This is a genomic window from Clostridia bacterium (assembly GCA_026414765.1).
Taxonomy (GTDB): domain Bacteria; phylum Bacillota; class Clostridia; order Acetivibrionales; family DSM-27016; genus SKW86.
On the sequence record JAOAIJ010000039.1, the window covers coordinates 115,511 to 128,047 of the forward strand.

At 37.7% G+C, this 12,537-nt stretch carries 13 protein-coding genes and 5 tRNA genes; 17 read left to right on the forward strand and 1 reads right to left on the reverse strand.

Features of this window, described 5'->3' with window-relative positions; all coding sequences use genetic code 11:
• Positions 1 to 146: 146 nt before the first annotated feature.
• From N3I35_14520 to N3I35_14590, 15 genes are all read left to right on the forward strand, one after another.
• Positions 147 to 323 (forward strand): alpha/beta-type small acid-soluble spore protein, encoded by a 177-nt coding sequence (locus N3I35_14520; protein MCX8131299.1) that lies wholly within the window; start codon positions 147 to 149, stop codon positions 321 to 323.
• A 49-nt stretch (positions 324 to 372) separates the two neighbouring features.
• Positions 373 to 1,122 (forward strand): class I SAM-dependent methyltransferase, encoded by a 750-nt coding sequence (locus tag N3I35_14525; GenBank protein ID MCX8131300.1) that lies wholly within the window; start codon positions 373 to 375, stop codon positions 1,120 to 1,122.
• Between the two features lie 56 nt (positions 1,123 to 1,178).
• On the forward strand, positions 1,179 to 1,484 hold the full coding sequence (locus tag N3I35_14530) for an MGMT family protein (GenBank protein MCX8131301.1): 306 nt from the start codon (positions 1,179 to 1,181) through the stop codon (positions 1,482 to 1,484).
• A 196-nt stretch (positions 1,485 to 1,680) separates the two neighbouring features.
• The gene (locus tag N3I35_14535; GenBank protein MCX8131302.1) at positions 1,681 to 1,884 is read left to right on the forward strand and encodes a cold-shock protein; all 204 of its coding nucleotides are present in this window, start codon (positions 1,681 to 1,683) and stop codon (positions 1,882 to 1,884) included.
• A 127-nt stretch (positions 1,885 to 2,011) separates the two neighbouring features.
• A complete protein-coding gene (hslO, locus tag N3I35_14540) occupies positions 2,012 to 2,917 on the forward strand; it encodes an Hsp33 family molecular chaperone HslO (protein ID MCX8131303.1) in 906 nt (301 codons plus the stop codon).
• Between the two features lie 179 nt (positions 2,918 to 3,096).
• Positions 3,097 to 3,172, forward strand: a tRNA-Val gene (locus N3I35_14545).
• Positions 3,173 to 3,177: 5 nt separating this feature from the next.
• A tRNA-Asp gene (locus tag N3I35_14550) sits at positions 3,178 to 3,254 on the forward strand.
• A 4-nt stretch (positions 3,255 to 3,258) separates the two neighbouring features.
• Positions 3,259 to 3,334, forward strand: a tRNA-Phe gene (locus N3I35_14555).
• A gap of 31 nt (positions 3,335 to 3,365) precedes the next feature.
• Positions 3,366 to 3,440, forward strand: a tRNA-Gly gene (locus N3I35_14560).
• Positions 3,441 to 3,489: 49 nt separating this feature from the next.
• Positions 3,490 to 3,564: transfer RNA gene (locus N3I35_14565), tRNA-Cys, on the forward strand.
• Positions 3,565 to 3,711: 147 nt separating this feature from the next.
• Positions 3,712 to 4,701 (forward strand): tyrosine-type recombinase/integrase, encoded by a 990-nt coding sequence (locus N3I35_14570; protein MCX8131304.1) that lies wholly within the window; start codon positions 3,712 to 3,714, stop codon positions 4,699 to 4,701.
• 549 nt (positions 4,702 to 5,250) lie between these two features.
• Positions 5,251 to 5,964 (forward strand): hypothetical protein, encoded by a 714-nt coding sequence (locus N3I35_14575; protein ID MCX8131305.1) that lies wholly within the window; start codon positions 5,251 to 5,253, stop codon positions 5,962 to 5,964.
• A 246-nt stretch (positions 5,965 to 6,210) separates the two neighbouring features.
• Complete coding sequence (locus N3I35_14580; GenBank protein ID MCX8131306.1) at positions 6,211 to 7,539, forward strand: helix-turn-helix domain-containing protein; 1,329 nt, start codon at positions 6,211 to 6,213, stop codon at positions 7,537 to 7,539.
• A gap of 530 nt (positions 7,540 to 8,069) precedes the next feature.
• Positions 8,070 to 8,705 (forward strand): LysE family transporter, encoded by a 636-nt coding sequence (locus tag N3I35_14585; GenBank protein MCX8131307.1) that lies wholly within the window; start codon positions 8,070 to 8,072, stop codon positions 8,703 to 8,705.
• On the forward strand, positions 8,702 to 9,454 hold the full coding sequence (locus N3I35_14590) for an SDR family oxidoreductase (protein ID MCX8131308.1): 753 nt from the start codon (positions 8,702 to 8,704) through the stop codon (positions 9,452 to 9,454). Before N3I35_14585 ends, N3I35_14590 begins: the two co-directional genes overlap by 4 nt.
• Before the next feature lie 203 nt (positions 9,455 to 9,657).
• On the opposite strand, the gene N3I35_14595 is transcribed toward N3I35_14590, so the two are convergent.
• On the reverse strand, positions 9,658 to 10,296 hold the full coding sequence (locus tag N3I35_14595) for a hypothetical protein (protein ID MCX8131309.1): 639 nt from the start codon (positions 10,294 to 10,296) through the stop codon (positions 9,658 to 9,660).
• Positions 10,297 to 10,484: 188 nt separating this feature from the next.
• Here N3I35_14595 and N3I35_14600 point away from each other — a divergent pair, with 188 nt between their 5' ends.
• Both N3I35_14600 and N3I35_14605 read left to right on the forward strand, forming a co-directional pair.
• Positions 10,485 to 11,297, forward strand: coding sequence for a metallophosphoesterase (locus N3I35_14600; protein MCX8131310.1), 813 nt, complete (start codon positions 10,485 to 10,487; stop codon positions 11,295 to 11,297).
• A gap of 358 nt (positions 11,298 to 11,655) precedes the next feature.
• Positions 11,656 to 12,450, forward strand: coding sequence for a hypothetical protein (locus N3I35_14605; protein ID MCX8131311.1), 795 nt, complete (start codon positions 11,656 to 11,658; stop codon positions 12,448 to 12,450).
• Positions 12,451 to 12,537 lie beyond the last annotated feature (87 nt).

The window sequence follows — 12,537 nt, forward strand, 5'->3', positions numbered from 1 at the left end:
AGCTGGCACATAAGGCCAAACTATATGTATAAAATCCGATATTCTCCATAAAATACCTGCTGAAGGGTTTGTGTGACAGACTAAAAATCGTAATAAGAACCCTTAAGAGCTAACTGGAGCTCGTAGGAGGTGTAGAGTTGGATAGGATGCAAAAAGAAGAGGATATGAAGTTGAAATACGAGATTGCAGTTGAGTTGGGCCTGTTTGAAAAGGTAAAGCGTGATGGGTGGAAAAGCTTGACTGCAAAGGAGACAGGTAGAATTGGCGGAATGATTTCAAAAAGGAAAAAAATGATGCAAGCAGAAAAAAGTCAGCAAATATGATTTGCTGACTTTTGTGTTATAATAAAATATATGCATTCAGGGGGTAATTATGTACACTAACTTTGCTTATATATATGATGAGATGATGTATGATGTTGATTATAAAAAATGGGCGGATTACATCGAAAAAATATTCAAGAGGTACAGACAAAAACCTTCATTGATTCTTGATTTAGGTTGTGGTACGGGAAGTTTTACTCTGGAGATGGCAAAAAGGGGCTATGAAATGATAGGTATAGATATTTCTCCGGACATGCTTTCATGTGCCCGTTCCAAAGCTGAGAATGCCGGTACGAATATACTTTACCTTAATCAGGACATGACGGAATTTGAGCTTTATGGAACGGTTGATGCAGTTGTATGCCTTATGGACAGTGTTAATTATGTCACAGTAAAAAAAGAATTGCAAAAGCTTTTTAAGCTGGTAAACAACTACCTGAATCCTGGAGGCCTTTTTATATTTGATATAAACACATGCTATAAATTTGACAAGGTACTGGATGGAAATGTGTTTTATGATGTAGGTGACGACATAACTTATATATGGGAAAACCGATTTGATAAAAGAAAAGGTATTTGCCAATTTGACCTGACATTTTTTGTGCGTGAAGGAATAAACTATAGGAAATATGAAGAAATACACCTTGAAAGGGCTTATACTCAAAAGGAGGTATCCCGTCTTATAGATAATTCCGGGATGGAATTGATTAATATTTATAACGAGATGGAGTTTAAACCTCCCTTTAATGAGAGCCTGAGAAATTTCTTTGTTTGCCGGGAAAGGGGAAAGACTAAATAAATAGTTATACTATTTACATACATATTGTTGGAAAAAGTGGAATTGAGGGGTACTAAATGGGTTTTTTTGAAGATGTATACGGAATGGTAAGGCAAATTCCCATGGGAAAGGTTGCTACTTATGGTCAGATTGCAAAAATGCTCGGCGAGCCGAGGAAATCAAAAATTGTTGGGTGGGCTCTACATGCGAATCCATATTATGGGGATGTCCCGTGCCATAGGGTTGTAAACAGAAATGGTGAGCTAAGTGGAGGATTTGCATTTGGAGGAAGTAAAGCTCAAAAGTTACTACTTGAAGAGGAAGGAATAATTTTTGATCAGGGAGAGATAATAAACTTACAGAAATATTTATGGAAACCTTAATATTGTGTATGTGTAGGGGTATGTCCAGGTGAAGAAATGAGCGGTTGTAGCGGGTAAATAACAGGATTTTGTTGACATAATGATGAAATTAATTCATTGACAAGCTGTTTAGACATGTGTTAAACTTTTAATTGTTTGATTGGTACGAATACTATACATACCAAATCATAGTAATTATTTCAGGAGGAGTGCAATAATGGAAAGAGGAAGAGTAAAATGGTTTAATGCTGAAAAGGGTTTTGGCTTTATTGAAAGAGACGGAGGAAACGATGTTTTCGTTCATTTTTCAGCAATAAACATGGATGGATTCAAGACATTGGAAGAAGGCGCTGAAGTTGAATTCGAAGTTGTTGAAGGAGCAAAAGGCCCTCAGGCAGCTAATGTTCAGAAGGCTATGTAATTAAAGTTAATTAGACTTTAACATAAATTCTAGTAGCCAGTAATTACCCCGGTATATAATATTATATACCGGGGTTTTCAATATGTTGCAGCTTCAGGCTATGTAAGAAAGGTGACAGGAGAATATTATGAGTGAAGAGTATACAAGTCTAAACAAAACCGAAGATTATATTATTGCTGCTACTGCTGCCGGAGGGACCGTAAGAGCTTTTGCGGCGACCACTACAAATATGGTTAGGGAAGCGAAAGCTACCCATGACCTTTCTATGGTATCTTCTGCTGCATTGGGCAGGACAATAACAGCGGCTGCCATAATGTCTAAGATGCTTAAAGGCGAAAAAGATACAGTTACAATACAAATTAAAGGTAATGGCCCTATCGGTGGGCTTGTTGTTGTTTCGGATTCAGCTGCCAATGTGCGGGGATATGTATACAATCCTCAGGTTGAGCTTCCGCTTAATGAAGCCGGTAAGCTGGACGTAGGCGGAGCAATAGGCAAAGAAGGCTATATGAATGTAATTAAGGATTTGGGGCTGAAGGAGCCATATATAGGGTATGTTGATCTGGTTACAGGGGAAATAGGGGATGATATTGCATACTATTTTGCGTTGTCAGAACAGGTGCCTTCTGTAGTTGCACTTGGCGTATTAGTGGACACCGATGGAGGTATAATTAATGCCGGAGGATATATTATCCAGCTTATGCCGGGAGCCGAGGATAGCCTGATTAATTATATAGAAAACACAATAAATGCTATCCCTACTGTATCACAGCTGCTAGCTTATGGGGAATCCCCGGAAAGCATTCTGGAAATAATATTCGGTGAAAAAGATCTCAGGATTAATAGTAAATCGCCTTGCCGCTACTTATGCAACTGTTCCAGGGACAGGATGGAAAGAAATCTTATCAGCGTGGGAAAGGATGAAATACGCAGTATCATAGAGGAGCAGCACGGCGCAGAACTCCATTGCCATTTTTGTAATAAAAAGTATCAATTCACTGAACAGGAACTAAAGGGACTTATTGGCGAATAATGGGCTGAGAGCATTAATTGAGTGGTGTTTGAAAAATTACTATAAGCAAGCATGAAATAGAATTAAGCAGATATAGAGAGTTTAATTTGTGTAATTTGAAATTAATAAGGTTTTTGATATTGACTTTGAATTATTATTTTTGTATACTATGTATTGTCGCTTGACGGCGACAGACATGTGGGCGCTTAGCTCAGCTGGGGGAGCACCTGCCTTACAAGCAGGGGGTCATAGGTTCGAGCCCTATAGTGCCCACCACATGTGGCCCGGTAGTTCAGTTGGTTAGAATGCCAGCCTGTCACGCTGGAGGTCGAGGGTTCGAGCCCCTTCCGGGTCGCCAACTTGCCCAGATAGCTCAGTCGGTAGAGCAGAGGACTGAAAATCCTCGTGTCGCTGGTTCGATTCCGGCTCTGGGCACCAAGATTTTTACTCAGGTAAAAATCTTATATATGCGGGTTTAACTCAGCGGTAGAGTGTCACCTTGCCAAGGTGAAAGTCGCGAGTTCAAATCTCGTAACCCGCTCCAAATAGAGACTAGTCACTAAAGAATATTTAGTTCCTAGTCTCAAATATTCGGCGCCATAGCCAAGTGGTAAGGCAGAGGTCTGCAAAACCTTTATCCCCCAGTTCAAATCTGGGTGGCGCCTCCAAACGTATGAAAGTGGCTTGAATCAAGACTTCTAAGGAAGTTGGAAATTCAAGTCACTTTTTGTTTTTCTGAGACCTTTGTGTTGTGTTTTAGGGGTAGACCTTTTCGTGGAGCAGGATAACGGTTCAAATACTAAGGGGGTCTACAAATGGCTAGAAAACGCATTTCTTTGGATGAAAAATTCAACTATTCAGAACCTTTTTGCTCTGAAAAAGAGGAAAATTCGGGCTTTAGTATGAAGGATTTTTTCTCGCAGCACGAGCAGTTTATGACTGTGAAAAAACTCGAAGGGCTTGCAAAAAAAACACTTCAAGACCATGTTGCTTTTATGAGGTATGTGCAGGAGTGGATGAAAACTGAGGTAAAGGACTACGAGGACCGTTTCGTCGAAAAGGGCTTATTTTTGGAGTATATCGCTTATATGTTCGGTAAGGAATATAAGCCCTGCACTATGAATTTGAGGCTGCGAACGCTTAAATGCTATTTGAGGTGGTTGTACTCTGAAAAGCTTATCAACGAGGATGTATCAGCAAAAATCAAGCTTGTGAAAGTTCCTAAAGACACAAAAGAGCCATTAACTCCAGCGGAGATTAAGAGGATATTTAAGGTGCTGGATTTGGCAGAGTATTCACATTACAGGGATTTTGTTATTATGCTTGTTATACTTGACTGTGGAGTCAGGATAAATGAACTGCTGAATGTCACTATTGATGATTACAACAATAAGGATAAGACCATTAAAATCGGCAGCGAGACTGCCAAGACCAGAGAAACAAGGATTTTACCCATCAGCCCCAAGACAGCCAAGCACCTTCAAAGACTGATTGATATTGCCAAGACTAACAATGAGGAATACATTTTTAATTCGACCTATGGAGGCAGAATTTACACTCTTAATGTGATAAAGAATTTTGAGAAATACGGCAAACAGGCTGGGATAACCAATAAACAGACTACGCCTCACCAGTACAGGAGGACATTCGCTGTAGAGTGCGTAAAGGCTGGAATGGATGTGTTTACACTACAGAAGATGTTGGGACACGCAAGCATTTCTACAACCCGTATTTATGTCAATCTTGATAATAGTCATTTGATTAACAGTCACAGCAAGATTAATGTGATATCCAAGTTCATATGAGCAGAAGCTTCCAGCCGATGGCAGTATAACACTGTTGCCGGTTGGACTTTTTATGTAGTAAACAGTAGATGATGACACTAACGGAGGAGGCGGTATAGAGGTTATGTTGCATTAGCATTTAAACGAAATGTACACCCAAAAAACTTTCAGCAATTAAATGATATTCATGAAGCCCAGCAATAATGCGGTATACAGGTGAACAGTCTAACACAAAATTTATATCTGTTAAGTAACGGGCTTCTAATCAGAGCAGCCAAACACAACATTATTTTAACTGCTCATTGACTTATTATGTTGCGATACAGGAAATTTGCCTTGACTTCTTCCCTTACCATTATCATTAATACTGTTCTAAATGCTGTATGAGGGATTGGCAGTATATACAGTAGTATATAATATACTCCCATGTGCTTACACTCTTATAATACTATTAAATTCTGATTGTTTGACACATCATGAGAATTTTTTTCACAATTAACCGCCTTTCCATACATTACTTATGTCACAAATAGCAAAGTATTAACTTATTTATTATGGGAGGCGATAGAAATGTTATTTATTACAGCACATGGAGCTATAACATATAGTTATCAGGAATGGGAAGCAGATTTATATAGAAGACTGTCTGGAAAGTATAAGACATCGAAGATAAAGTTTATTATTGAAGTTGAAGATTTATGGAAGGATGGGTACTTCGATAAGTTATATAAAAAGCTGGCAGGGATAATCCGAGGAAAGGCTAAAAAGCATGTTGGGCAGTGGGGGAATACCTATAAAATTGAGGTAGAAGAACTGGAAAGCCTATATTCTGAACGGCTGTGGCGGCTATTTGAAGATGATTATTACTGCACATCATCGAAACTTTCTTTCTATGAGAACTTTATTAATCATATTGAGAGTAATGTTCTTATGAACTATTTGAAGGGATTGAAGGCAAACAAAAGGTTTTTAGCTTATTCACAAAAAGAAGTTTGTTCATTTGAACAAGCAGTTGAAGATAGAAGCAGAGGGAACGCTTCAAATAAAGATAAGGCATTAGAGGTACCTGATGTTGCAGAGGAAGCACTGGCTAAAGTAATTATTGAAGAAATATATGATAAAATTGGCAGTGGTTACTTCACAGAAAGGGAAGAGGCTGTCTTGAAGGCGTTAAGGCTTAACCCAGAGGCTAATTATAGCGAAATAGCAAGGATAACTGGATTGTCACATGCTAAACAGGTTCAAAGGGTAATGGAGTATATCAGGCGTAAACTATTGCCGTAAACATGCCGCTGGGTAGAGCTGAAAGAGTTGGGAAAATCTAAAAATCAATACACCGGTTAGATAGACCTGTTCTTCTTATGGAACTATTTGCTGTACAACCCAATATCGTGTACTATCATTATAGAAAATTAATTGATAATTTGTTATTTTTGTTTTGCAGAATTCCTGAATTTTCTGCAATATTGAAAAAAATATCAAAAATGAAAAGATGATGTTTGCTATAATTCGTATAGAAGGAGCAAGTAAATGAATTACTATGAACGCGTTCAAAATGCACTTGATTTTATAGAAGATAATCTTACAGAGCCTATAGAGTTAGAGGAAATTGCTTTAAAAGCTGATATGTCATTAACAAACTTTTACAGATTGTTTTACTCTATTGCCGGGTATACAGTTAAGGACTATATCCGAAGGAGAAGGCTTTCTCATGCCTCGATGCTGTTAACTAATACAAATATGAGGATTTTAGATATTTCACTGGAATGTCAATTTGAAAGTCAGGAAGCGTTTACAAGGGCATTTAAACAGCAATTGGGGTGCACTCCGAAGGTGTGTAGGACAGGAATGAATTTATTCAGATTTGAAAGGATTGATATAATGGACACATATTTTGAAGTTCAAGATAAAGAACTCATTAAAAAGTACCCAGATATAAAGGTTTTCAAAAGGCTTGAACCAATAAAGGTTGCATATTACAAGGCATACAGCAGAACTCCAGAAAACGACGCTTTTGCTGTGTTGAGGGAATGGGCGGAAAGGAGTAAACTGCATGTAGGAGATACTAAATACCGCATATTTGGATTTGACTCTCCTGACTCGAAGCCAGGTGATGAAATTTATGGTTATGAAGTATGGATGACGATAGACAAAGACTATGCTGTTAATGATGACAAGGTTCAATCAAAGTTGTTTGAAGGTGGAATGTATGCCGTTACATCAACATTTATCAAAGACATTGTAACTACATGGGACAGGTTTAGAGAGTGGTTAAAGGTAAGCAAATATGGCTTGGGTAAACACCAGTATCTTGAGGAACACCTGCCATTTAGTGAATGGGATAGGGATAAATCCCAGGGTGAACACAAAGTTGACTTGTATATGCCAATAGCTGATAAGGAAGATAAGGTGCCGGAGCAGATACTGCCAGTACAGGTAGTGTATTGTCGGGTAAATGGAGTAGAGAAGAAGGCTCCATTTGAGGCGTGGGGGATAATTCTTGATTGGGCTAACAAAAGTGGCCTTTTTAAAGGTCAACAACATAGTTTTTTCACTTATCATAACTACAACATTGAGAAAGACAAAGATAAACAGTGGTATGAGGTTATGGTAACTTACGATAGAAATATTGAAAATACTGATGAAAAAATAAAACTGAAAGTGTTTGAGGGTGGCGACTATATTACAAGCAAAACTATAAGAAAAAACCTTCCGAAAGCATGGAAGGATATGCTGCGCTGGCAGGATATAACAAAAACTAAAGGTGGAAAACACCAATGGGTAGAAGAATGGATTGTTATTGATGGCTCAATCTCAATGGAAACGGATATGAAGATTTATCTACCTGTACAGAAATAACTTACCGTTTTACAAAGGAGGCTGGTAATATCTGCTGTAAGCTTGCTGTAACTTGACTGTCAGGGTTAGCAGTAGTAAACTGAAGGTAACCGTTACATTTCTGCAAGAGTAAACAGGCTCAAAGCCTTATAATAACTGGGTTGTGACAACTGGATTAACTGTAGGGAACTGCAAAACCTTTACTCCCCAGTTCAAATCTGGGTGGCGCCTCCAAATTATAACTCAAATTTTAATACAACAAGAAGTCCTTATATAAGGGCTTCTTGTTGTATTTAGGGCAAAAATTCAGTAAGAATTCGTTCTGTTATATCCAAATATGATGTTAATAAGTGAGAAAAACGAGCATGTTTTTAGGATTTTTGGCATAAGGGTATGCGTACTATTCGGTGATTATGACATATAAATCTGATTTTTTGATGTGGTAGAATTATGAAAACTCTAGATGTATAATGTTGGTACATGGTATTTTTCGTCCATGTACAATTTTTCTTATGGAGGCTATTTAAATTGGTACTTTTAGGGGATTCAATATGATTGTAAAAGGTTTCAGATTTGGAATGTTACTTCAGCTTGCGGTTGGACCGGTATGTGTTTTTATTTTTAATCTTGCAAGCAACAGAGGTTTTACAGAAGGCATTTTTGCTGTCATAGGAGTTACATTAATTGATGCATTATATATTCTTCTAGCTACTGTTGGCATTTCAAAGCTTGTCGATTTGAAAAGACATGAACGGTTATTTACTATAATAGGAGCATCCGTAATATTACTTTTTAGTCTAAATATCATTTTGGGAGCTGCATGTAGCATAGACATATTCCCCCAATTATCGGGTATCGCTGGCAACGTAAATGCTTTAAGCGGATTCTGGCAAGCGGTTATTCTTACAGTTTCAAATCCCATTACGATATTGTTTTGGTCTGGAGTCTTTTCTGTAAAGATAATAGAACATAAAATGGGTAAAACAGATGTACTTTTTTTCGGCATTGGAGCTGCACTATCAACGTTTGTATTTTTGAGTTTAATTGTCTGTTTAGGAATGCTGTTTCATAGTTTTTTATCTGAGACATTCACAAAATTGCTGAATATTATCATTGCAATAATTCTTATACACTTTTCGGTAACAAACCTTGTGAAAAAAAGAAAAAGGAGTGATATTTCATTATGAATATATATTATGATGAAGTCTTAAAGGGCAAGGTAGCGGTTATTACCGGAGCAGGGCGAGGCATAGGAAAAGCAATTGCAATAGCTTATGCAAATGCAGGTGCGGATGTTGTCTGTGCAGCTAGGACAGAAGCTGAAATCGAGCAAACTGTAAATGAAATATCAGCGAAGGGCGGAAAGGCGATAGCAATAAAAACAGATGTTACTTGTATTGAATCAGTTAATAGTATGTTTGAAAAAGCTGTACAGAATTTTGGAGGTATTGATATCCTGGTTATAAATGCAGGCGCAAACTATGACCGGGAAACAGTAGAAAACAGTAAATTTGAAAACTGGAAGAGAACGCTTGATGTTAATCTGTACAGAGCCTACTACTGCGCTCATGCAGCTATTCCATATCTAAAGCAGAGGGGTGCGGGTAAGATAATCACTGTAGGTTCAGGCCTTGGACACCGTGGATATGCAGGTGGTGCAGCATATTCCTGTTCAAAAGCCGGCTTATGGATGCTGACACGCATATTGGCTCAAGAACTTTTGCAGTACAAAATCAGTGTAAATGAATTAATTCCAGGGCCTGTACAAACATCGATTGATGATAATGCTAAAACCAGTAGTAATAAAGTTCAGGCAATGGAAAGCGAGTGGCAAAAGCAGCCTGAAGATGTTATCCCACTTGCGTTATTTCTGGCAGGCCAGCCTGATATTGGGCCAACAGCTCAAAGCTTCAGCTTAATGCGTAGAGATAATTAGCTTTTGTTTTACGTACTGCTGGCAAGTAATGCTTAGTAAATTTTACCGGTCAGGTTTTATTTGTAATGCACTCTTTTACAGCAACTGGATACGAGTACGCTGATGCCCCTGAACTCGAGGTATATCCACCGGAGAATGAAGATTCAGAAGGCTACCGTTGCGAAGTATGGGTATTTATTCTAAATATTAACCAATGAAATAAATTATGGGATCCTTCTGAAGCCCAGGATGTTGCTCCTATATCGCAGCTCAGGCACTAAATTCCCACTCCCATTAAATATCATATGGCTATACCAAATACGGTAAGGCTTATCCGATTGATTAAGTATGCAGTGCCGGTTCAGGTCTTTATCCTGCCAATACAAATATCTGCCGTTGTGTACATCTCTTTTCCCGTCATCCCTTATGTAACAAAAAGCAATGGATTGGGTAGGGAGTATTTTATCAACATCATTTTTATGGATGGTATAGTATGAAGAGCCCGGCCGGAAATCTTTACAATAACCGCTGATATCCTTATACCTGATAGGATTCTCGAAATCCCTATAACGATAATTGAAGCCCGGAACCAGCTGGACCTCCCTCACATTGAATACTCCGATTTCACTAAAATTCGGATTTCCACTCGTACAATGTCCTGCGTGGTTAAAAACTACTACTTCCACACTATTAATAGCATTCGTATTAAAGGTATCGACCTTAGCCCCATTCACTATTGCATACGTAAATTTTCCATTATGGATGCAATACCGCCCGCTTTTATCCGAATGTGAACAATACTCTTCATTATTTGCACGTGTAAATTTGATTCCAATACAGGAACCTTTCACAATAATTGCCATTTAAGTTCACCTCTATACTATATTATGAAAACTCTATTTATAGTGTTACTCCATCGCTTCAAATCAACAGCCTCCATTATCAACAAATATAGTTATGTTAATGAAGGTAAAAGAATTTATCAAAACACTGGTGACATTTTATGTCTACTCAGCATATCTGTATAGTAATAAGTATACGAGGTGGAATTATGAGATTATATGAAGAGTCACTACAGTTGCTTAACAGGAGAAAAGGTCAATTAAGCCCAATTGACTATAATATTGTATATTTAGGGGACAGCTGGGTAGAAAAAATCAATGTTCCCCACTATAGCTATACCAGTAATGAAATTTTTGCAGCTGCTCTTAACGAAGCAAAAAAATTTAACCCGCTGTTCATCATGCACGGAGGTGACATCGTTTTTACAGGAAGTAGAGAACTCCTCGAAAATTTCATTGTAGTAAAGAATGAACTTGTACCTGATATCCCCTTATTTGTCACCATAGGAAACCATGAGCTGGAGCCTACACCAAGTGGTCCCTGGTCTCCGGAAAATTTCCTGTCCATCATTGGACCTCTACACTTCCTTCTGAATGTGCCCGAATATCAGTTGACTATGATCGCTCTAAACACTTTATATCACTTTGTTTATAATGAATATGGGCTGACGGCGGAAGAACTAAAATTTCTCCGGCAAAGTCTGCAGCAAAGTCTGCATAATACTTTTGTCGCTACCCATGTTCCGCCTCAAAGCAGCGAGTGGTCAACTAATAGTGGTACTTTCACTATAAACAGGGAGCCCTTCCTCCACGAAATAAAGGATAAGGCTTCTATTGCATTTGTGAGTCATGTGCATGCCTACGACACTGCTGAAATCGAGGATACTCGTTTTGTTTTGTCAGGCTGTGCTGGAGCACCTCCAAACGTAAATCAAGTAAACCATATTGTTGTAGTCAATGTAAGAAATGAAGGCGGTAGAAGCCGTATCCGCTTTAAGAAGGTACCCGTAGGTTGGACCTGATAAATTTTATTGCTACGAATCTTAACCACCCGTAAAGGGTGGTTTACTATAACAATATAAGGGGATAGAGGTGAAACCGCTATTTCCAGACAGATACCAGGTAGAGGGCTGAAAATGTTCTCTATTTTTTTCTGTGGCTTATAGGACTAAGAAGTCTTACTGTATAGAAGATAGAAGTAGTAGCGGAGCCGGATAAATAGACCTTTATACTGCAATGCAGATTTTGTCATGCGTTTTAAAGGTATATTGCTCAAGACCAATCATATACTATTCAGTGCTGTGGAAATTTGGTATGCTATGGTAATAAAGGTTGTCTAATTTTGTTATATATAGAAGATCTTTTTGAAAGGGGTCATGTATGAGCAATAACAGTTTTAAAATACCTAAATTAAATATGATGGCAGTTGTAAATGAAGCAATTAGGCTATACAAAGAAAATCTCTGGTTCTTTATAAAAATATCATTTATTGCATTTCTCATTAACTTGTTGAGTAATGCGCTTATCGTTTTTCAGTACCTACTCAAAGAGACTACAATGGTTTTAGTGTACAAACTTTTCTTGTTTGTTATGATGTTTCCATTTTTATATTTTAGTATTAAGTTTTCGATAGCCACTTATGTTTGTATAGCGGCAAGGTATAAGGAAAAAGACATCAGCATAAAAGGTGCGCTAAATGTGGCTTCAGAAAGATTCTGGAAATATGTTGGAGTAAATATCCAGTTCTTTCTTGTTCTATTAGTACCTTTTGCCGGAGTTATTGTCCCGTTTTTTCTTGTGAATGGAATTATACTTAAGTGGACGATTATTGCGATATTTGCTACCCCATTAATTTATTTGGTGACAGTATATGGATTTGCACCGCTTATGACAGTTTTGGATAAGGAAAAGAAGCAATATTTTAGTACAAGTAAGAAATTGGTCGAGGGTGATATCTGGAAAACGATTATATTAATATTAGTTGTAACTGGGGTTTTCTATATCCCATATTACATGTATATCTATGTGTTTAACGACTATAAAGCGATTCTACCAGTAAACAAGTATGTAATTTCAACAATAAAACAAATGCTGTTTGTATTTATTACCCCATTTACTAATTCAGTTTATGTGACACTTTTTTATAAGCTAAAAGAGAATAAAAGAATAGGATAACAGAATGATTTAGTCATACTTCTTTTTTATTTACAGAATATTGGAGTATTGTGGTATAATGGTATGATTGATTAACATTGTTGAATA